16 protein-coding genes are annotated in these 20059 nt (G+C 69.1%); 7 read left to right on the forward strand and 9 right to left on the reverse strand.

The genetic code is table 11. The features are described from left to right. Window positions 1–479: 479 nt before the first annotated feature. Window positions 480–2687, forward strand: coding sequence for a GumC family protein (locus tag BUQ68_RS08655; protein WP_175577769.1), 2208 nt, complete (start codon window positions 480–482; stop codon window positions 2685–2687). A gap of 133 nt (window positions 2688–2820) precedes the next feature. Here BUQ68_RS08655 and BUQ68_RS08660 read toward each other — a convergent pair whose 3' ends face one another. Next, window positions 2821–3039: a DUF2842 domain-containing protein gene (locus BUQ68_RS08660; RefSeq protein ID WP_075215568.1), complete on the reverse strand. Its 219-nt coding sequence runs from the start codon at window positions 3037–3039 to the stop codon at window positions 2821–2823. A 190-nt stretch (window positions 3040–3229) separates the two neighbouring features. Here BUQ68_RS08660 and BUQ68_RS08665 point away from each other — a divergent pair, with 190 nt between their 5' ends. Next, on the forward strand, window positions 3230–4348 hold the full coding sequence (locus BUQ68_RS08665; RefSeq protein WP_083656415.1) for a COX15/CtaA family protein: 1119 nt from the start codon (window positions 3230–3232) through the stop codon (window positions 4346–4348). A 61-nt stretch (window positions 4349–4409) separates the two neighbouring features. Here the strand turns inward: BUQ68_RS08665 and BUQ68_RS08670 are convergent, their stop codons facing one another. From BUQ68_RS08670 to BUQ68_RS08680, 3 genes are all read right to left on the reverse strand, one after another. Further along, on the reverse strand, window positions 4410–4838 hold the full coding sequence (locus tag BUQ68_RS08670) for a CoA-binding protein (protein ID WP_075215569.1): 429 nt from the start codon (window positions 4836–4838) through the stop codon (window positions 4410–4412). Window positions 4839–4933: 95 nt separating this feature from the next. After that, window positions 4934–6181: an aminopeptidase gene (locus tag BUQ68_RS08675; protein ID WP_075215570.1), complete on the reverse strand. Its 1248-nt coding sequence runs from the start codon at window positions 6179–6181 to the stop codon at window positions 4934–4936. A 471-nt stretch (window positions 6182–6652) separates the two neighbouring features. Beyond that, window positions 6653–7315, reverse strand: coding sequence for a glutathione S-transferase family protein (locus tag BUQ68_RS08680; RefSeq protein WP_075215571.1), 663 nt, complete (start codon window positions 7313–7315; stop codon window positions 6653–6655). Window positions 7316–7479: 164 nt separating this feature from the next. Here BUQ68_RS08680 and BUQ68_RS08685 point away from each other — a divergent pair, with 164 nt between their 5' ends. Beyond that, window positions 7480–8058 (forward strand): Uma2 family endonuclease, encoded by a 579-nt coding sequence (locus tag BUQ68_RS08685; RefSeq protein ID WP_075215572.1) that lies wholly within the window; start codon window positions 7480–7482, stop codon window positions 8056–8058. A 442-nt stretch (window positions 8059–8500) separates the two neighbouring features. Here BUQ68_RS08685 and ilvD read toward each other — a convergent pair whose 3' ends face one another. From ilvD to BUQ68_RS08705, 4 genes are all read right to left on the reverse strand, one after another. Next, window positions 8501–10354, reverse strand: a complete 1854-nt coding sequence (gene ilvD, locus BUQ68_RS08690) for a dihydroxy-acid dehydratase (protein WP_075215573.1) — start codon at window positions 10352–10354, stop codon at window positions 8501–8503. Between the two features lie 332 nt (window positions 10355–10686). Further along, window positions 10687–12573: an ABC-F family ATP-binding cassette domain-containing protein gene (locus BUQ68_RS08695; RefSeq protein WP_075215819.1), complete on the reverse strand. Its 1887-nt coding sequence runs from the start codon at window positions 12571–12573 to the stop codon at window positions 10687–10689. Between the two features lie 353 nt (window positions 12574–12926). Next, the gene (locus BUQ68_RS08700) at window positions 12927–14900 is read right to left on the reverse strand and encodes a potassium transporter Kup (RefSeq protein ID WP_075215820.1); all 1974 of its coding nucleotides are present in this window, start codon (window positions 14898–14900) and stop codon (window positions 12927–12929) included. A gap of 288 nt (window positions 14901–15188) precedes the next feature. After that, on the reverse strand, window positions 15189–15566 hold the full coding sequence (locus BUQ68_RS08705) for a hypothetical protein (RefSeq protein WP_075215574.1): 378 nt from the start codon (window positions 15564–15566) through the stop codon (window positions 15189–15191). 801 nt (window positions 15567–16367) lie between these two features. Between BUQ68_RS08705 and crcB the strand changes: the two genes are divergently transcribed. The 4 genes from crcB to BUQ68_RS08725 all read left to right on the forward strand — a co-directional run bounded on the left by crcB (window position 16368) and on the right by BUQ68_RS08725 (window position 19529). Further along, the gene (gene crcB / locus BUQ68_RS08710; RefSeq protein ID WP_075215575.1) at window positions 16368–16751 is read left to right on the forward strand and encodes a fluoride efflux transporter CrcB; all 384 of its coding nucleotides are present in this window, start codon (window positions 16368–16370) and stop codon (window positions 16749–16751) included. Next, window positions 16748–17809, forward strand: a complete 1062-nt coding sequence (locus BUQ68_RS08715) for an RluA family pseudouridine synthase (RefSeq protein WP_075215576.1) — start codon at window positions 16748–16750, stop codon at window positions 17807–17809. Before crcB ends, BUQ68_RS08715 begins: the two co-directional genes overlap by 4 nt. 215 nt (window positions 17810–18024) lie before the next feature. Next, window positions 18025–18567, forward strand: a complete 543-nt coding sequence (locus BUQ68_RS08720; protein ID WP_075215577.1) for an SRPBCC family protein — start codon at window positions 18025–18027, stop codon at window positions 18565–18567. After that, a complete protein-coding gene (locus BUQ68_RS08725) occupies window positions 18567–19529 on the forward strand; it encodes a YVTN family beta-propeller repeat protein (protein ID WP_075215578.1) in 963 nt (320 codons plus the stop codon). The genes BUQ68_RS08720 and BUQ68_RS08725 overlap by 1 nt, the downstream gene beginning before the upstream one ends. A 35-nt stretch (window positions 19530–19564) precedes the next feature. Here BUQ68_RS08725 and BUQ68_RS08730 read toward each other — a convergent pair whose 3' ends face one another. Continuing rightward, window positions 19565–20020: a hypothetical protein gene (locus BUQ68_RS08730; RefSeq protein WP_075215579.1), complete on the reverse strand. Its 456-nt coding sequence runs from the start codon at window positions 20018–20020 to the stop codon at window positions 19565–19567. Window positions 20021–20059: the final 39 nt, after the last annotated feature.

A 20059-nucleotide genomic window follows, 5' to 3' on the forward strand; every position in this document is an offset into this window, starting at 1 on the left:
CGGAGCACGTGGCAGGCGGCGGCACAAGCGCCCCGGCACCCACTCCCCCGGCACCCGCGACGCTCGGCAAGGCACCCGCCTCCCGCCACCCCGGGTCGTCACCCCGGCGAACGCCGGGGCCCAACCGTCCCGTCCATCTCCGCGCCGGTTCCTCGTCCGAAACGCCGGCTGGATCCCGGCTTCCGCCGGGATGACGGGGAGGACGCCCGGCCGGACCCCGAACGCGCCCACCCCTCGCGCACGCCCGAACCGCCCCCGATCGTCATGGTCCGCGCAGGCCGACCACCCACGCATTCCGCGAACCACCACCGTCCCGCGCGTGGCTGGTCCGGCGGATCCCAACCACGACACGGTCGGAGCACGTTGCAACCCACGCCCGCCCGAACCGCGGCCCGCACCGCAACTCGACCTATCTCTTTAACACTATAGTTACCATGTCGACGCAGAGTCGGGAGGCTCAGCGTACCCGAGGCATGGTGATGATCGGTTCGATCCAACAACGGCCGCCCTATGACGACGATGGCGATCTGGACCTGTCCAGAGGCCTTCGCGCGGTCTGGCGGCGGCGGAAGACCGTTCTGGCGACCACGGCCCTCGTCTCCGCGCTCGCCTTTGCGGCGCTCTCGCTCACGCCTGCCACATACCGTGCCGAAACCCGGATTCGCCTGGAGCCGCAGGATGTTGCGGCCACCGCCGGCATTCCTGCGCCGAGCCAGTCCGAGATGGTGGACAGCCAGATCCAGCTGCTCACTTCGCGCGATCTCGCCCGCCGCGTGGCCGAGATGCAGTCGCTCGTCGACCGGCCCGACTTCGACGGCGCGGACAGGTCGCTGCTCGCCCGCGGGTTGTCGGCGGCCGGCTTCGGCGGCGATCCGAATCGCGTCTCGCCGGAGGAGCGCGTTCTCGACAGCCTGATGCGGCAGACCGAGGTCTTCGCCGTGGAGGGCTCGCGCGTGCTCGTGCTGCGCATCGCCTCCGGCGACCCGGCCCTCGCCGCCTCCGTCGCCAACGCCATGGCGGAGGAATACATGGCCCTCCAGGCGGAGGCCAAGCCCCGGCCGGTGGACGACCACACGGTCTGGCTCGCCACCGAGATCGAGGGCCTCAAGGCCAAGATCCGCCGGGCCGAGGGCGAACTCGCCAAGGTCGCGGCCGGGGAGGGGATCGGCGCCGTCGACCCGGGCCCGGTGCGCCGCCAGATCGCCGACCTCGCCCAGCGCCTCTCCGTCGCCCGCGCCGAACACACCGACGCCGAAGCCCGCGCCGCCCGCCTCGCCGGCGTGGTGGAAGCGCGCGGCGACCTCTCCGAAGCCGCGGACATTCTCGACGGCGGCGTCTATCCGGCGCTGCGCGCCCGCGAGGTGGAACTCCGCAACCGCCTGTCGGAGCTGTCCGTCACGCTGCTGCCCGGTCACCCGCAGGTCCGCGCCGTCCAGTCGCAGCTTGCCGACATTGAGGTCCAGCAGGCGGCCGAGGCCCGGCGCACTCTTGCCACCCTGCAGGCCGAAGCGCTCGCCGCCGCCGGGCGGGTCGCCACCCTCGACGGCGAACTCAGCACCCTGAAGGCGGAAGCCGCCGCCATCGTCGATCCGGCGGGCGACGCCGAGCAGCGCGCGCTGGAGCGCGAGATCGCCTCGGAACGGGCCATGCTGGCGAGCCTGGAGACCCGCTACCTGGAGGCCACCGCCCGCCAGAGCGCCCCCATGCCGCCGGTCGACGTGCGCATCCTCAGCCGCGCCACCGCGCCGGCCGAGCCCATCGGCCCCAAGGTGCTGCCGCTCACCGGTCTTGCCGGGCTCGCCGGATTCCTCGGCTCGATCGGCTGGATCCTCTCCGCCGAGGCGTTGCGCCTGCGCGCCCGCCGCCGCTCCGCCGACCTGCCGGCCACCGGCGAGGCCGCCGCCGACCATCCGGTCGGCGAGCCGGTCGAGGTTCCGGCCGCCGTCGCGCCCGGGCCCATGGCCGACGGCGCGCTCGATCGGTCCACCGACGACCGGGTTGCCCGCTTCCGCGCCGCCGTCGCCCTTGCGGCGTCCGAGCGCGCCGCGGCCCATCCTCCGGCCGCCGAACCGGCGCCGGCTCCGGTCCATGCGCCGCGTGCCGAACCCGCGCCGGCCGCGCCCGTCCAGGCCGCCGGCATCGGCGAGATGCACGCCGTTCTCGTCAGCGAGGGCACCACGCGCGTCGGCATCACCGGCGCGGTGTCGGCCGACGGGGTGGAGCGGGTGGTCGCCGGCTTCTCGCAGCTTGCCGCCGAGGAGGGCTCGCGGGTGGTGGTGGTCGACACGGTTGCCGCCCATGCGGGCCGGGAAGGGCCGGGGCTCTCCGACCTCCTCGCCGGCACGTCCGCGTTCGACGACATCATCCGCCGCAACCCGGCGACCCGCGCCCACGAGATCGGCGTCGGCTCCCGGCCGCTCGCCTCGGAGGTGTTCGCCGGCGAGGCGATCGCCACCGTGCTGACCGCGCTCGAGCACACCTACGACGTGGTGGTGCTCGACTTCGGTCTCATCGAACCGGATCCGAACCGGTTCAGCCTCCTGGCGACCGCCGACCTGACCATCCTGGTCGGCGACGCCGACGATCCGGACGTCGTCCGGATCCACGACCTGATGATCCGGAGCGGCATCGCCCCGGTCTCGATCATCCCGGTGCCGGCCGGCGAGAGCGTCGGCGAAGCCGCCTGACCATCCCGCCGGGTCCGACCGTCACCGGGCAACCGCCGACGCAGCCTGTCTTGATTTCAAGCATTTGACGACCGAACGCCCGCCCGTCTTTTCGACCGGCGGGCGTTTCTCGTTCCGGCGGATCGCATGTCCGTCAGGCGGTCGGTCGCTTCCGCCGCCGGCCCATCCACCAGATGATGAAGGCGGCGGGCGGCACCCAGATCAAGCCGCCCACCACGTAGAACACCAGTTGCGTGAAGCCGCTCGAGCCGGGCAGCAGCGCGGCGGCGAACATCAGCACCAGGAAAGGGTAGGCGATCACCAGGATGATCAGCAGCACGGCTCCGATCAGCGTGCGCAGGCGCGGCGGCATTCTGGCTCTCTCCCATCGACGACCCGCATGCGGATAGCATCTCGGCCCGCCGGCCGAAAGGCCCGCGACCCTGGGCGGAAGGCCCGCGACCGGTCGCCGCGTGCCCTAATGTTGCGCCGCACGGGCGCTATCTGTGCTAACAACCCGCCCGTCAGCCGCATCGCTTCCGCCCGCGAGTTCGTCGCCGATCATGTCGTCCCCCACCGCCTCCCATCCGCGCCTCCGCTCCGCCGCCGCCGTCCATGCGGCCGAGCTGCGGGGCGACCGTCACGTGCGCCTCTGGCTCTGGACCATCGCGGTCTTCGTGTTCGCCATGGTCATCGTCGGCGGCGCCACCCGGCTCACCGAGTCCGGGCTTTCCATCACCGAATGGAAGGTGATCCACGGCATCCTGCCGCCGCTCACCGAGGCGCAGTGGCTGGTGGAGTTCGACAAGTACCGGCAGATCCCGGAATACCAGCAGATCAACAAGGGGATGAGCCTCGCCGACTTCCAGTTCATCTACTGGTGGGAGTACGGCCACCGGCTGCTCGGCCGGGTGATCGGCTTCGTCTTCCTCATCCCCTTCCTGTGGTTCGCCATCCGCGGCACCATCCGGCGCGACATGCTCGGCCGCATCGGCCTCCTGTTCGTGCTCGGCGGCATCCAGGGCGCGATCGGCTGGTGGATGGTGGCGAGCGGCCTCACCGAGCGCACCGACGTCAGCCAGTACCGGCTCGCCACGCACCTCACCTTCGCCTGCATCATCTTCGCCGCCACCGTCTGGATCGCCGAAGGCTTCCGCGCCGCAAAGCCTTCCCTCGACGAGCCGGCCCACCTCGGCACCCTCGCCAAGGCCGTGATGGTCCTCGTCCTCGTGCAGATCTTCCTCGGCGGCCTCGTCGCCGGTCTCGACGCCGGCTACATCTACAACACCTGGCCGCTGATGGACGGCGCCTTGGTGCCGGACGGTCTTCTGTTCCAGTCGCCCTGGTGGCTGAACTTCTTTGAAAACCACATGACGGTGCAGTTCGTGCACCGGATCGGCGCCTACGCGCTCTTCGCCCTGGCGCTCGTCCAGTGGATCGCGGTCGCCCGCAGCGCCGCCGACCCGGCGCGCACCCGCATGGCTGCGGTCGTGTTCGGCCTCGTCTGCCTGCAGGCGGCGATCGGCATCGCGACCCTCCTCCTCGTGGTCCCGCTCGGCCTCGCCCTCCTGCACCAGGGCCTCGCCGTCATCGTGCTCGCCGCCGCCGTCCTCCACGCCCGGCGCCTCCACGACAGCCGCGCCGGCTGGCCGGTCCGCGGCACCCTCCCGCTCGCCGCCTGATCGCGTCCCTGACGCTCCCCGGGCCTCACCCCCCGATGCGCGGCATCGCGAAACCCGCGCCTCACATCCCGAGGCGCGGCACCTCGATCGCCGGGCAGCGGTCCATCACCACGCTCACCGCCGCCGCCTCGCCGCGGGCGGCGCCCTCGGCGTTCACGACGCCGAGCTGCAGCCACACCACCTTGGGCTTCGCTTCCAGCGCCAGCGCCTCGTCGATCACCGCCCCGGCGGCGTCGGAGTTGCGGAACACGTCCACCATGTCCACCGGCCCCGGCAGGTCCTTCAGCGAGGCCACCACCGTCGCCCCGTGGATCGTCTTGCCGGCGAGCCCGGGATTGACCGGGTGCACCGTGTAGCCCCGGCCGAGCAAAAACCCCAGCACCCGGTAGGAGGCCCGGTCCGGGTTGTTGCTCGCCCCGACGAGCGCGATCGTCTTCGTCTCCCTCAGGATGGTGCGGATCTCATCGTCCGTCTTGCCGTCACTGGTCATCCGGTCCTCGCTTCCCGCCCCGCCTCGCCAGACACCCTCGTGGAACGCCCCCGGACCGGCGCGGGTTGCGCCAGCCACAACGTCCCGAGACCCCGTCACACCCACTCGCCCTTGCGCATCACCGGCTCCTCGGACCCGTCGGCGTGGATCCCGTCCACGTCCACCGCGCCCGAGCCGATCATCCAGTCGATGTGAATGAGGCTCTTGTTGGCGCCCTTCTCGGCCAGCTCCTCGGGCGTCAGCCCGGCGCCGCCGCCGATGAAGCACTTGGAATAGGCCTGGCCGAGCGCGATGTGGCTGGAGGCGTTCTCGTCGTAGAGCGTGTTGTAGAAGAGGAGCCCGCTCCTGGAGATGGGCGAGGAATGCGGCACCAGCGCCACCTCGCCCAGCCGCCGGGCGCCCTCGTCGGTCTCCAGCACCTTGGCGAGCACGTCCGCCCCCTTGGAGGCGGTCGCCTCCACGATCCGCCCGCCCTCGAAGCGCACCGCGATGTCCTCGATCAGCGTGCCCTGGTAGGAGAGCGGCTTGGTGGACCGCACGAAGCCCTCCACCCGGTCCTTGTGCGGGGTGGTGAACACCTCCTCGGTCGGGATGTTGGCGTTGCACGTCTGGCCGTTCTTGGCCTCCGCCGCGCCGCCGCACCACTCGTGGTCGTCCGCCAGCCCCACCGTCAGGTCCGTGCCCGGCCCGCGGAAGCGCACCGCCGAGAACCGCTTGGCGTTCAGCACGTCCTTGCGCTGGTGAAGCTCCCCGTTGTGCCGCGCCCACTCGGCCACCGGATCGGCCGCATCGATGCGGGATGCCGCGAAGATCGCGTCCCACAGCTTCTCCACCGCCTTCTCCTCGGTGTCGTCCGGGAACATGGCCTTGGCCCAGGCGGGCGTCGCAAAGGACACGATGGTCCAGTTGATGTCGAAGTTCACGATCGGCTGCATGGCCGGCATGTAGGCGGCGCTGTTGGCCTTGTTCGCCCGCGCCACCTTCTCCGGATCCTGCCCGGCGAGCAGCGACGGGTTCGCGCCCGAGATCGCCAGCCGCGCCGCCCCGGCCTTGTAGGCCTCCGCCATTCCGCCGTAGAGCCACTCCGGCGCCGTGTCGAACGCCGCGTCCGATCCGTGGCGATAGCGGGCGAGGGTGGTCTCGTCGTCGCCGTAGATGGTGGTGACGAGGCTCGCGCCGGCCTTGTAGGCCTCCTCGGTGATCTTGCGCACCAGCGCCTGCGCCTCGATCGGCGCCGTCATCACCAGCTGCTGCCCCGCCTTCAACCCGAGCCCCACCTTCACGGCCACCTCGGCCAACTTGTCGAGACGGGTATCGTTGGGAAGGCGAGCCGGGGCGTTCATGGGGCAGGGTCTCCGTGGAATAGCGATCCCGAAGATATAAGCCGCCCCACCGCCCTTGTCAGCCAACCCGCGTCCGGTTGGAGCGGGTGAGGGCCGGCAGCTCCCTCCATCAAGAGCCCCCCGTTCGTCATGGTCCGGTTCAGCCGGACCACCCACGCATGTTCACACCCGCCGCCCGTCAGCATGCGCGGCTGGTCCGCCTTCGCGGACCATGACGATGATGGCGGTGGAGGAAGTGGATGGCGGTTTATGGGGGCAGCTTCCCGCGATCGAAAGTTCTCGCCCGTCAAGAGCTCCGCCGATCGTCATGGTCCGCGCAGCCGGACCACCCACGCATTGGCCACCGTCCCGCCTGGGAGAAAGCGTGGCTGGTCCGGCTGAACCGGACCATGACGATGGAGGGGCTGGGGAACCTGTCGCGCACGACCGGCGCCCCCACCCCATCACCCCCGCCCCATCACCCCCGCCCCCTCACGCCGGCTCCGCCATCCGCAGCGCCCACATCGCCTGGAACGCCGGCCGCCCCTGGCACGCCCCCAGCCACGCCTGCAGCGCCGGCAGCCCCGCGAACAGGTCGGGCGCCGGCTGCGCGTAGCGCGTCACCTCTGCGACGATCAGGTCGGCGATCGTGAAGCGTCCCCCCACCAGCCAGCCGCCGCTCGCGGCCAGCGCCGCGTCCAGCTGCTCCAGCCGCGGCCGCAGCGCCATCTTGGCCGCCGCCACCGCCGCCCGGTCGCCGGACCCGTCCCCCGCATCGGCCACGTTGAGCACGATCACCACTGCCGGCGCCTCGCACTGAGTCGCCGCCCACAGCATCCAGTTCAAGGTCAGCGCCTCTTCGGCGAGATCCTTCGGCGCCAGCGGCCCGCCGTGCTTCCGGGCGAGAGCCAGGCAGATGGCGAGACTTTCCGTCAGCACCACGCCGTCCAGCACCGCCGCCGGGATCTGCCCGGCCGGGTTGATCGCCAGATAGGCCGGCGTCCGCGTGTTCATCGGCGCGTCCGGCGCCATCGGGTCGGCCAGCCGCCGGGCCTGGATCACCGGCACGTGCTCGTACGGCACATCGAGTTCCAGGCAGGTCCACATCACCCGCGCCGCGCGCGACCGCGCCACGCCATAAAGTGTCAGGGTCACGATGCCGTCTCCTTGCGATCAACCGAGCCCGCACCAGACCGCCTGCCGCGCCCCCGGTCAAGCCCGCGCGCCGCCCGCCGGCCCGCTCGTCCCCACCCACCGGCGGCCGGCCTCCGCCCCGGTTCGGCCTTCAATCCCCGCCCGGCCATGCTATCCTCTTCCCCATGAACATCCGAAGCATCATCGCCGCCGACGGACTGCCCCGCCGCGCCTTCACGGTCGCGGAGGTGGAGCGCATGGTCGAGGTCGGCCTGATCGAGGAGGGCGAGCGCGTCGAGCTCGTCGAAGGGGAACTCATCCCGATATCGCCTCAAGGCAATCAGCATGAGGTCCTGAAGAGCGCCATCCTGGAGCGGTTCCACGCCGTTCGGCCATCGACAATACGGATCGGGGTCGAAACGATCCTGCGGTTGTCGAACGAGACCTTTCTCGTGCCGGACATCATCCTCTTCCCCATAGCGGTCGGCTTCAAGGGACTGAACGGCCCGGCCGTTCTCCTCGCCGTCGAGATCGGCGTCTCCTCGCTCGCCTACGATCTCGGCCGCAAGGCCCGCATCTACGCCGCCTTCGGCGTTCCCGAGCTCTGGGTCATCGACGCCGGATCGAGCATCGTCCACGTCCACCGGCATCCCGGCCCGGATGGCTACGCCGACATCACCCCCTGGCACGCCGACCACCTCATCCGCCCAACCCAAGCCCCCGCCTTCACCCTCCGCCTCGCCGACCTCGACCTGACCGACTAGGGCAGTCCCCCAACCGCGCGACCGCCCACCCGCTCCACCCCGCCCGTCATGGTCCGCGCAGGCGGACCACCCACGCTTTGGGGTCGGGCATCGGCACTTGTGTGATAATGCGTGGCTGGTCCGGCTGAACCGGACCATGACGATGACGGAGAGGATGAAAAACGGGGTGGAAAGGGGCGCAACCGGCGCACCGGCCCGCGCCCCGGCCTCCCACCCGAACCACCCCGATCGTCATGGTCCGCGAAGGCGGACCACCCACGCATTTCGGATCAGGCCTCGGCACTTGAGTGAGAATGCGTGGCTGGTCCGGCTGAACCGGACCATGACGAAGGCAGAGCGGGCGGAAATGGTGAGCGCACCCGGCCACCGGACGCCCGCCCGATTCACATCGCGCGTCATGGTCCGCGAAGGCGGACCACCCACGCATTCTGACCCGCCCCCCTCAGTCCTCGATCTGCCCCACGTCCCGGATCGCCCCTCGCGCGGCGCTGGTCGTCATCGCCGCGTAGGCGCGGAGGGCAGGGGTGATCTTGCGGGGGCGGGCGTCGGCCGGCTTCCAGGCCGCCTTGCCCTTCGCCGTCATGGCGGCGCGGCGTTCGGCGAACACCGCGTCCGACACGTCCACCCGGATCACCCGGTTCGGGATGTCGATGACGATCGGGTCGCCTTCCTCCACGAGGCCGATCAGCCCGCCTTCCGCCGCTTCCGGCGAGACGTGGCCGATCGAAAGCCCGGAGGTGCCGCCGGAGAAGCGGCCGTCGGTCACGAGCGCGCACGCCTTGCCGAGCCCCTTCGACTTCAGGTAGCTGGTCGGATAGAGCATCTCCTGCATGCCGGGGCCGCCCTTCGGGCCCTCGTAGCGGATCAGCACCACGTCGCCGGCCTTGATCTCGTTGGAGAGGATGGCCTTCACGGCCGCGTCCTGGCTTTCGAAGATGCGCGCCGGCCCGTTGAACGTGAGGATGCTGGCGTCGACGCCCGCCGTCTTCACGATGCAGCCCTCCTCGGCGAGGTTGCCGTAGAGTACCGCGAGGCCACCGTCCTTGGAGAAGGCGTGCTCGGCCGAGCGGATGGTGCCGCCCGCCCGGTCCGTGTCCAGCTCCTCCCAGCGGTTCGCCTGGCTGAACGCCACCTGGGTCGGCACGCCGCCGGGCGCGGCGCTGTAGAAGGCGCGCACGCTTTCCGAACGGGTGCGGGTGATGTCCCAGCGGTCGATGGCGTCCTTCAGGGTGGCGGCGTGCACGGTGCCGCAGTCGGCGTGCACGAGGCCGGCCTTCTCCAGTTCGCCGAGGATGGACATGATGCCGCCGGCCCGGTGCACGTCCTCCATGTGGACGTTGGCGACCGACGGGGCGACCTTGCAGAGCACCGGCACCCGGCGGGACAGCCGGTCGATGTCCTTCATGGTGAAGTCGACGCCCGCCTCGAAGGCGGCGGCCAACAGGTGCAGCACCGTGTTGGTGGAGCCGCCCATGGCGATGTCGAGCGTCATGGCGTTCTCGAACGCCTTGAAGTTGGCGATCGAGCGCGGCAGCACGGAGGCGTCGTCCTGCTCGTAATAGCGCTTGGCGAGGTCCACCACCAGGTGACCGGCCTCCACGAACAGGCGCTTGCGGTCGGCGTGGGTGGCGAGGGTGGAGCCGTTGCCGGGCAGCGACAGGCCGAGCGCCTCGGTCAGGCAGTTCATCGAGTTGGCGGTGAACATGCCCGAACAGGAGCCGCAGGTCGGGCAGGCCGAGCGCTCGATCGTCTTCACGTCCTCGTCGGACATGGCCTCGTCGGCCGCCGCCACCATGGCGTCCACCAGGTCGAGCTTCTTCAGCTTGTCGCCGAGCACCACCTTGCCGGCTTCCATCGGGCCGCCCGAGACGAACACCGCCGGGATGTTCAGCCGCATGGCCGCCATCAGCATGCCGGGGGTGATCTTGTCGCAGTTGGAGATGCACACCATCGCGTCGGCGCAATGGGCGTTGACCATGTACTCCACGCTGTCGGCGATCAGGTCGCGCGAGGGCAGGGAGTAGAGCATCCCGTCGTGGCCCATGGCGATGCCGTCGTCCACCGCGATGGTGTTGAACTCCTTGGCGACGCCACCGGCCTTCTCGATCTCCCGGGCGACCAGCTGGCCGAGGTCCTTCAGGTGCACATGGCCAGGCACGAACTGGGTGAAGGAGTTCACCACCGCGATGATCGGCTTGCCGAAGTCCTCGTCCTTCATGCCCGTCGCGCGCCAGAGGCCGCGGGCCCCGGCCATGTTGCGGCCGTGGGTGGTGGTGCGGGAGCGGTAGGCCGGCATGGTGTGTCCTCGGCGGTGGCTAGGGCGGTGGGAGTCGTCGGACCGTGGAAGGGACGACGGCGAAATTTTCGTGCGTATATCGGGTTTGATTTTCGCTGTCCAAGCCCGTGAGCCGCTCCAAGCCTTCGAAAAGCGCATTGGCCGGCTACAGACTGGCTACAGACGGACGACAAGCACGCTACATGCGGCGACATCATGCCTACAAGGCGGCACCAAGCGGCGCCAAATCGCGACAAGATACGCCCTGTAGCGCACGCCGATACAACCTGTGAGGGAACCCTGATCCGGGTGACCGATCCCCGTCCGACGGTCGGCGACCACAACCGGAACGGTCAGCCGGCTTCCAGTTCGGCTGCCTCGTAGGTGCCGGAAAGCTCCAGCCACTCCTCTTCGGCGGCGTCGATGGCCTTGAGGGCGTCGGCCCTTTCCTTGGAGAGCTTCGCGCCCTTGGCCGGATCCTTCGTAAAGAGATCCGGGTCGGCCAGCGCCCCGTCGAGCTTGGCGACGGTCTTGCGGAGCGTCTCCATCCGGTTCTCAACCGCTTGAATCTGTTTGCGAAGCGGGGCCAGCTGGGCGCGTTTCTCGGCCGCCATCCGGCGCCGGTCCGCGTTGGTCAGCCGGTCGCCGGACCTGGCCTCGCTGCGCCCGCCGTCCGGGCCGGAGAGCACGTAGCGGGTATAGTCGTTCATGTCCCCGTCGAACGGCCGCACCTGTCCGTCCGCCACCAGCCACAGGCGGTCGGCGGTCGCCTCCACCAAGTGGCGATCATGGCTGATCAGGATCACCGCCCCGTCGAAGGTGTTCAGCGCCTCGATCAGGCTTTCGCGGCTGTCGATGTCCAGATGGTTGGTCGGCTCGTCCAGAATCAACAGGTTAGGCCCGTGGAAGGTGGCCAGGCCCAAGAGCAGCCGGGCCTTCTCGCCGCCGGAAAGCTCGCGCGCAGGCGTGTCCATCTTGGCCGTCTCCAGCCCCATTCGCGCCACGCGCGACCGCACCTTCGCCTCCGGCTGGTCCGGCATCAGCCGCCGCACATGCTCCACCGCGCTCTCCGCCGGCCGCAGTTCGTCGAGCTGGTGCTGGGCGAAATAGGCGATCTCGATCTTGGTCGCCCGGGTCACCTCGCCGCCGAACGGCTCCAGCCGGCCGGCGATCAGCTTGGCCAGCGTCGACTTGCCGTTGCCGTTCTTGCCGAGGAGAGCGATCCGGTCGTCGTCGTCGATCCGCAAATTCAGGTTCCGGAGCACGGGCTTGGCCGGGTCGTAGCCGACCGCGAGCCGGTCGAACACCAGGATGGGCGGGGCGATCTTGGCGCGCGGCGGCGGGAAGGTGATGGGCTCCACGTGGTCTTCCACGACCGCGTCGATCAGTTCCATCCGCTCCAGCATCTTCACGCGAGACTGCGCCTGGGTCGCCTTGGAGGCCTTGGCCTTGAAGCGATCCACGAAGGATTGCAGGTGCTTGCGCCGGGCCTCCTGCTTCTCGCGCGCCTTCTCCTGCAGCAGCATCTTCTCCCGCCGCTGCCGCGCGAAGCTGGAATAGCCGCCACGCCAGAGCGTCAGCCGCTGCTGGTCCAGGTGGCAGATGTGGTCGACGGCGGTGTCGAGCAGATCGCGGTCGTGGCTGATCAGCAGCACCGTGTGCGGATATTTCTGCACATAGGTCTGCAGCCAGACCGTGCCCTCCAGATCGAGATAGTTGGTCGGCTCGTCCAGGAGCAGCAGGTCGGGTTCGGCAAAGAGAACCGCCGCGAGGGCGACCCGCATGCGCCAGCCGCCGGAGAAATCCTTGCACGGCCGCAGCTGATCCGCCGCGTCGAACCCCAATCCCGCCAGGATCGTCGCCGCCCGCGCCTCCGCCGAATGGGCGCCGATGTCGGCGAGCCGGATCTGGATCTCGGCGATCCGGTGCGGGTCCGTCGCCGTCTCCGCCTCCGCCAGCAAGGACAACCGCTCCGTGTCCGCGGCGAGGACGAAGTCGAGCAGGCTCTGCTCCGTCCCGGGTGCCTCCTGCGCCACCCGCCCGAGCTTCATCGCCCGCTTCAACTCGACCGAGCCGCTCTCCGGCGAGATATCCCCCGCAATCAACCCGAAGAGCGTCGTCTTCCCCGTGCCGTTGCGGCCCACGAGCCCGACCTTCGCCCCGTCGTGGATCACCACGGAGGCCTTATCGATGAGCATGCGCCCTGCAATGCGGTAGGTGAGGTCGGTGATCGTCAGCATGGACATGGGTTTGGCCGAGCCGTCGTCCGAACGCAAGAGGCCGACTAAGCCATTCGCTGTCGGCTCAACTCATGCGCTATGTTCCATGTTTTTACAACGCCTGCGCGGAGGGTGCTTCATGGAAGCGTCGATCGATCCGATCGACGCATGCCGAGAGGAGGTGAGACGATTGAAGATCCGGCTTAGTCTGGTCATCAGGCTGTATGGCTGCCACCTGCACCTGAAGATCAGCTTCTAAGGGAACGGGGGTCGGGCCATAGGCCCGGCCTCCACCGGATGAAGGTCGTCTCACCTCCCTCGTGTCGCAGAAACTACCATGGGCGCACCCCGATCGAAAGAGTGCGGCCGACCCGTCACACCGTGAACTGCTGGCCGAGTTCCACCACCCGGTTGGACGGGATGCGGTAGAAGTCGGTGGCGTTCGCCGCCATCCGGGTGAGGGCGATGAAGAGGCGGTCCTGCCAGATGGGCATGCCGGATTGCGGCGATGCCCGGAACGACCGCCGGTTCAGGAAGAAGCTGGTCGACATGATGTCGAACTTCAGCCCCTGTTTTCGGCAGAGCGCCAGCGCCTTCGGCACGTTCGGCGTCTCCACATAGCCGAAGGTCAAGGTCACACGGGTGAAGTCCTCGTTGAGCGGGTCGATCTTCACCCGCTCGGCCTCGCTGACGCGCGGCGCGGTCGAGACTCGCACCGTCAGCACCACGTTCTTGGCGTGCAGCACCGTATTGTGCTTCAGGTTGTGCATCAAGGCGCTCGGCGCGATCTCCGGATCGGAGGTCAGGAAGACCGCGGTGCCGGGCACGCGCACCGGATGGGACTTCTCCAGCATCCGCACCAGTTCCGCCAGCGGCACGCTCTCCCGGTGCGACTTCTCGTAGACGATGCGGGTGCCGCGCACCCAGGTCCACATGGAGATGGTGATGAAGGTGGCGAGCAGCAGCGGGAAGTAGCCGCCGTCCATGACCTTCAGGAGGTTGGCGCCGAGGAAGATCAACTCGATGGCAAGGAAGGGCGCCACCAGGGCGACCGCCATCCAGAGCGGCCGACGCCAGGCCTTCCAGACCACGATGAAGGCGAGCAGCGAGGTCATCACCATCTCGCCGGTCACCGAGATGCCGTAGGCCGACGCAAGGGCGCTGGACGACTGGAAGAACACCACCAGGATGAGCACGCCGCCGAGAAGCAGCCAGTTCACCCGCGGCATGTAGATCTGGCCGGCCTGCGTCTCGGAGGTGTGCCGGCTCTCCAGGCGCGGCAGAAGCCCGAGCTGCACCGCCTGCTGCGTCAGCGAATAGGCGCCGGTGATCACCGCCTGGCTGGCGATGATGGTGGCCACGGTGGCCAGGATCACGTAGGGCAGCCGCGCCCACTCGGGCACGAGCAGGAAGAAGGGGTTCTCGATCGCTTCGGGATGAGCGAGCACCAGCGCGCCCTGGCCGAGATAATTGAGCGTCAGCGCCGGAAACACGAGCAGCAGCCAGGCAGCCTGGATCGGCTTGCGGCCGAAGTGGCCCATGTCGGCGTAGAGCGCCTCGGCGCCGGTCACCGCCAGGAAGACGGAGCCGAGCACCACGAGGGCGAGAAGCCCGTGGTCGACGATGAAGGAGATCGCCGAGTAGGGGTTGAGCGCGTGCAGGATGGCCGGGTCGTCGCCTACGTGGATCGCGCCGGAGACCGCAAGGCACAGGAACCAGAAGGCCGTGATGGGGCCGAACAGCGCCGCCACCTTGCCGGTGCCGAAGCTCTGCACCGCAAACAGCGTCACGATGATCACGATCGTCAGCGGCACGATCAGGTCGTCGAGGCCGGGCGCGACCAGCTTCAGGCCTTCCACCGCGGACAGCACGGAGATGGCCGGCGTGATGACCGCGTCGCCGTAGAACAGCGAGGCGCCGAGAACGCCGAGGATGAAGACGATGGCGGAGCGGCGGCCGATGGCGCTCTGGGCGAGCGCCAGCAGCGACAGCGTGCCGCCTTCGCCGCGGTTGTCGGCGAACAGGATGAAGAGCACGTACTTGACGGTCACGATCAGGGTCAGCGACCACAGGAGCAACGAGACGACGCCGGTGACTTCGCTGCGCGTCACCATGCCGTCGACCGCGGTGTGGTGCAGTGCCTCACGGAAGGCATAGAGCGGGCTCGTGCCGATGTCGCCATAGACGACGCCGACGGACCCAAGGGCGAGACCGAAGAATCCCGCCTTGCCGTGGCCGGTCCCGTGTCCCCCGTTGTGGTCGTGATCGTGGGACTTGTCGGGGCTGGCGGGTGCCGCAGCGGACGGGCCCGCGCCTGGCGTGGCCTTGCTGCCTGGGGTTTCGCTCATGTCGAACCGTTTCGGCGATCGGACGTCGATGGACGTCGGCTCGATCGGCGGGCGCAGCATTTAAGGGATCGGGGGAGTGTTCGCAAGTGCACGCCGTCCTCTCGCATCCGCACCGCTTGGAGTCCCGTCCGCACTATCCACGACGCGGGGGTCGACGGAAAGAGGAAAAGCCGACGATTCGCACTGGCATCGATCAGCCGTCCGGAGCAAAGGCCCTCAAGCGTAAAAACCGGCCACCGCGGGGTGCGGTGACCGGTTTCCGTTCGATCTGTCAGGCGAGACTGGCGGTCAAATGCCTTCGCCGAGCGGCTTCACCACCACATGGCGGGCGTCGGCCGAGCAATCGACCTGAAGGCCGAGGCCCTCCGGGCTGGTGACGCTGGTGCCGGTGCCAGCGGCGACGGCGAACTGGACGCGGCTGCCCATGACCGGCACGTCGTCCTCGCCGACGCGATCCGAGATCACGAGCGTCAGGCTGCAGGTCTCACCGGCGCGGGCGAAGGTGCCGACAGCGTGCTTGGAGCCGAAGTCGTAGGCGAAGCCATAGCCGGCGGCGTGAACGGACGGCTGCGGAGCGACAAGGCCGATGTCGGCCGCGCTCACGGTGGCGATCGGGGTGGCGGCGAGGAGGATGGCGGCGGCGAGGGGGATCAGCTTGGTGTTCATTGTAGTCAGGCTCCAGAAAAACCGTGAGGGAGGGGCGCACCACCGGGGAGGGATCGGTGGTGCGCCCAATCGACGGCGGGGAGGAGGGTCTCCGCGGACGTCGGGTCGGGTGGACGGCGAGGGAGGGCGCCGGACACCCGGGGGTGGACTGAACGGACGGGTCTAGGGAGGATTTCGTCTGTCCAGTCCGAAACGGCAGTCTATGTGAACGCTCAGCTACTCAGCCTGCAAAGCACAGCAACAATGAATTCGTCATAGAAGGTCGAGCGGATCGTTGTGTTGGTCCTGATCGGGATCTGCTCTTGCTTGCCGCGCCGTCCGTTCGGATGTCGTCCACTTGGGATGGCTTTCATCCGACGAGCGGTTTGGTTCGCCGTTGCCGGACCGGGCTGCAAGGGGAAGCACACTTCCATTTGCGGGCCTTGTCTGGCAGGTCGGTTTCGAACCGTCCCGATGACCAAGGTATACGCTATGTTGCAGTGCAAAAGAAAGATGGGCTTGATAGGTTTAACCGATTGAAAGGGGGCTAAACCGGTTTAGCAATCTTCATAAGTTTTATGGATGAAATATACTTTTTCTGAAAGCGTGGGTACGAGGGACGACGAAACGGGCGCAAAACCGGCGCCGCGGGAAAAAGTCCCGGTGCATGGATTGATAGGCGATATCTATCATAGAGCGCTGTGCATACGCAGCATTCGTGGTATCCGTCGATCATCCTGCCGGGATCGTTCTCGCCTTGTGGGCGCGGTCGTGGTAAGCGGCGCTCCTTGCGGCCTCGTCTGGAGCTCGTTCGGCGGCGCCATGACGCTCTTTCATCTTCTTCTGGTCGCCGTCGGCGGCGGTCTCGGGTCGGTCTGCCGCCATGCGGTCTCGCTTGCGGCGGGGCGCTTGTTCGGCCCGGCCTTCCCGTGGGGCACGCTGGCGGTCAACGTGGCCGGATCGTTGGCGATGGGCCTCTTCGTCGGGGCGCTCGCCAGCCGGTTCGGCGGATCCGAGGCGCTGCGGCTTGCCGTGGCGACCGGGTTCCTCGGCGGCTTCACCACCCTTTCGTCGTTCTCGCTCGACGCCGTTGCGCTCTGGGAGCGCGGCGACGGGCTTCTCGCCGCCACCTACGTGGCCGCATCCATTCTCTTGTCTCTGGCGGGGCTCGTTGCAGGCCTTGCCGTCGTAAGGACACTCACATGACCAACGGTCCCACCGCCGGCCCCCGGGTGGAGCTGCGCACCGTCGCCAAGGACGAAGCCGGGCTTCGCCTCGACCGCTGGTTCAAGGAGCACTATCCCGGCCTCGGCTTCGGCCACCTGCAGAAGCTGATCCGCTCGGGCCAGGTGCGGGTCGACGGCAAGCGGGCGGACACCTCCACGCGCATCGCCGCCGGCCAGGTGGTCCGTGTGCCGCCGCTGCAGAGCGGCGACGCGGCCGGCGCGTCCGCCTCCTTCATCGCCGCCGACAACGGCGCGCCCATGGCCCGGCCGAAGCAGACGCCGTCCGCCAACGAGGCGGACTATCTGCGCGCGCTGGTTCTCTACGAGGACGAGCACGTGTTCGTCTTCAACAAGCCGGCCGGCCTTGCGGTGCAGGGCGGCTCCGGCATGACGCGCCACATCGACGGCATGCTGGAGGCGTTCCGCGATCCGCGCGGCGTGAAGCCGCGGCTCGTCCACCGGCTCGACCGGGAAACGTCCGGCTGTCTGCTCGTCGCCCGCACCCGTCTCGCCGCCTCCACCCTGGGGCGCACCTTCCAGACTCGCTCGGCCCGCAAGATCTACTGGGCGCTCGTCTACGGCCAGCCGCGCCCGGCCCAAGGCAAGATCTCCAGCTATCTGAAGCGGGTGCCGAGTCCGGACGGCGACATGATGGTGGTCGCCAAGCACGGGGAGAAGGACGCCCAGCACGCGGTCACCTACTATTCCACGGTGGACCAGGCGGGTGGCAAGCTGGCCTGGCTGACCCTGAAGCCCACCACCGGGCGCACCCACCAGTTGCGCGTCCACTGCCAGGCCATGGGCCACCCCATCATGGGCGACCCGCGCTATTTCGACATCGAGAACTACGCCTTCCCCGGCGGCATCCAGAATCGCCTGCACCTCCTCGCGCGCCGGCTGACGATCCCGCACCCGACCGGCAAGGGCGTCATCGACGTCACCGCGCCGCTGCCGCCCCACATGCTGCAGTCGTGGAACCTGCTCGGCTTCGAGGCCGAGAACGACCCGCGCGCGGACCCATCGTTTCCCGAGGATTGAGCGGCGTGGCGGCACACGGCGGCCGGACAGGCGGGACCTTCTTCCTGCTTTCCCCGGGGTGCGACCTTCCGTCAATCGGGAATGGTCGTCCTTGCGCCGCAATCGTCGACTGGAGAATATTCGCGCCGAGCGACCGCGATGGCGGGCATGACGCCTGCCTGCCGCGCCCGATAGTGGAAGGCGCGGAACAAGGCCGCACGGACGGAGGAAGATACATGAGACACTTGACTGGGGCGTTCGCCGGGGCTCTCGTCGCCGGTATCGTGGCCCTTGCGCCGATCGCGGCGGAGGCCCACGGCCCGACCCGCCAGAAGGTGGAGATCACCCGGGAGATCAACGCTCCGGCCGACAAGGTCTGGGCCGCCGTCAGCAACTTTCAGGACCTGTCCTGGGTGCCGGGCGTCGCCAAGGTGGAAGGCTCCGGCAGCGAAGTCGGCTCCAAGCGCACCATCACGCTGGAGAACGGCGAGACGCTGACCGAGACCGTCGACAAGCTCGACGCGGCCAAGATGATGATCATGTACCGGGCCGACGCGGACAACGTGAAGTTCCTGCCCGTCACCAACTACTCGTCGCGCCTCACCGTGAAGGCGAACGGCTCCGGCTCGACCGTGACCTGGTGGGGCGCCTTCTACCGCGGCTATCCGAACAACGATCCGCCGGCGGATCTCAACGACGAGACCGCGCTGAGCGCCGTGACGGGCCTCTACAACGCCGGTCTCGACGGCCTGAAGAAGAAGCTGGAAGGCGGCAGCTGATGCACCGGCGCCGGACGGCCGCCGCGGTTCTCGCGGCGGTCGGCCTCCTGGGTGCGTCGGTCGGCGCCGCGCGGGCGGACGAGGCCTTCGTCACCAACCAGCAGAGCGACGACGTCTCCGTGGTGGACCTCGACACGGCTACCGTGGTGGCGACCATCCCGGTCGGCGGCAAGCCGGCCGGCGTGGTGGCCTCGGCCGACGGCGCGCGTGTCTACGTGACGAGCCCGGACGCCAAGGCCGTGACGGTCATCGACGCCGCCGCGCGCTCGGTGATCGGCCGTATCGACGTCGGCGGCGGCCCGGTCGGCATCGTCTTGTCGCCGGACGACCGGCGGCTCTTTGTCGCCGACTGGTACACCAACCAGATCCTCGCCATCGACACCGCGACCCTCGCCGTCAACGGCCGCGTTCCGGTCGGGCGGGCGCCCGCCGGCATGGCGGTGACGCCGGACGGCGCGCTCCTCATCTCCTGCGACCGCGACGACGACCGGCTCTCCGTCATCGACACCGCCACCCTGACCGTCGTCGGCACGATCCCGGTCGGCACCCATCCGTTCGCCGTCACGCTCTCGGCGGATGGCCTGACGGCCTATGCGGCCAACGTCATGTCGGACGACGTGTCGGTGGTCGACGTTGCCGCGCGCCGGGAGATCGCCCGCGTGCCGACCGGCGACACGCCCTACGGCGTCGCCCTCGCGGCCGGGCGGGGCTTCGTCACCGACCAGCACGCCGACACCGTGACGGTGTTCGACCTGGAATCCCGCGCGGTCATCGCCACCCTCGACACGCCCGCTTTTCCGGAGGGCATCGCCGCCGCCCGCGACGGCCGCAAGGTCTGGGTGGCGAGTTGGGACGAGGACGTCCTCTTCTCCATCGACACCACCACCTTGGAGGTGGTCGACGAGGTGCCCGTCGGCACCAGCCCCCGCGCCTTCGGAGCCTTCATCCGCCCGACCGAGTGACCCGCCGGAGTGACCCGCCGGAGTGACCCGCCCGGTCATTCGGCGCAGCTGATCGCCACCGTCCGCTCCCAGCGCTCCACCACCGCGCCGGCCGCCTCGATCCGGGCGGCGACCGTCACCGGGGCGCAGCCGTGGTCGACGATGAAGGACCGCATGGTGGTGCCGAAGTCGCCGATCGCCGGGATCGGCCACGTCCCTTCGAACAAGGTGGACCCGTTCGCGCCGGTCGCCGTCACCGCCAGGTCCGGGGCCGGATCGAGCGTGCTGTTCGGGATGCCGTCGAGGATGAGGTCCACCACCAGCTGCAGCGACCGCCCGTCGTCGGTGATGACCGCGATCGGGCCGTCCACCCCCGCCACATCGTCGGAGAAGCCGCCGTTGTCCTCCCACAGGAGGAGGATCTTGGTCCGCCCGAAGCTTAGGTCGATCGCAAGGCCGGCGCCGGCCGAAGCCAGCGTCGAGGCAAGGGCGAGGACCGCCGTCGAGACCATCCCGTTCCGCACCGCGCGTCTCCCGTCCTGTCATGCATC

Source organism: Mongoliimonas terrestris (assembly GCF_001927285.1).
Classification (GTDB): domain Bacteria; phylum Pseudomonadota; class Alphaproteobacteria; order Rhizobiales; family Pleomorphomonadaceae; genus Chthonobacter; species Chthonobacter terrestris.

Bases quoted from the DNA above. Each gene is read 5' to 3' on its own strand.
- BUQ68_RS08715 (WP_075215576.1), top strand. From the start codon at position 16,748: ATGACCAACGGTCCCACCGCCGGCCCCCGGGTGGAGCTGCGCACCGTC.
- ilvD (WP_075215573.1), bottom strand. From the start codon at position 10,354: ATGCCGGCCTACCGCTCCCGCACCACCACCCACGGCCGCAACATGGCC.
- BUQ68_RS08705 (WP_075215574.1), bottom strand. From the start codon at position 15,566: ATGAACACCAAGCTGATCCCCCTCGCCGCCGCCATCCTCCTCGCCGCC.
- BUQ68_RS08700 (WP_075215820.1), bottom strand. From the start codon at position 14,900: ATGAGCGAAACCCCAGGCAGCAAGGCCACGCCAGGCGCGGGCCCGTCC.
- BUQ68_RS08685 (WP_075215572.1), top strand. From the start codon at position 7,480: ATGAACATCCGAAGCATCATCGCCGCCGACGGACTGCCCCGCCGCGCC.
- BUQ68_RS08665 (WP_083656415.1), top strand. From the start codon at position 3,230: ATGTCGTCCCCCACCGCCTCCCATCCGCGCCTCCGCTCCGCCGCCGCC.
- BUQ68_RS08730 (WP_075215579.1), bottom strand. From the start codon at position 20,020: ATGGTCTCGACGGCGGTCCTCGCCCTTGCCTCGACGCTGGCTTCGGCC.
- crcB (WP_075215575.1), top strand. From the start codon at position 16,368: ATGACGCTCTTTCATCTTCTTCTGGTCGCCGTCGGCGGCGGTCTCGGG.
- BUQ68_RS08670 (WP_075215569.1), bottom strand. From the start codon at position 4,838: ATGACCAGTGACGGCAAGACGGACGATGAGATCCGCACCATCCTGAGG.
- BUQ68_RS08720 (WP_075215577.1), top strand. From the start codon at position 18,025: ATGAGACACTTGACTGGGGCGTTCGCCGGGGCTCTCGTCGCCGGTATC.
- BUQ68_RS08660 (WP_075215568.1), bottom strand. From the start codon at position 3,039: ATGCCGCCGCGCCTGCGCACGCTGATCGGAGCCGTGCTGCTGATCATC.
- BUQ68_RS08675 (WP_075215570.1), bottom strand. From the start codon at position 6,181: ATGAACGCCCCGGCTCGCCTTCCCAACGATACCCGTCTCGACAAGTTG.
- BUQ68_RS08655 (WP_175577769.1), top strand. From the start codon at position 480: ATGATCGGTTCGATCCAACAACGGCCGCCCTATGACGACGATGGCGAT.
- BUQ68_RS08695 (WP_075215819.1), bottom strand. From the start codon at position 12,573: ATGCTGACGATCACCGACCTCACCTACCGCATTGCAGGGCGCATGCTC.
- BUQ68_RS08725 (WP_075215578.1), top strand. From the start codon at position 18,567: ATGCACCGGCGCCGGACGGCCGCCGCGGTTCTCGCGGCGGTCGGCCTC.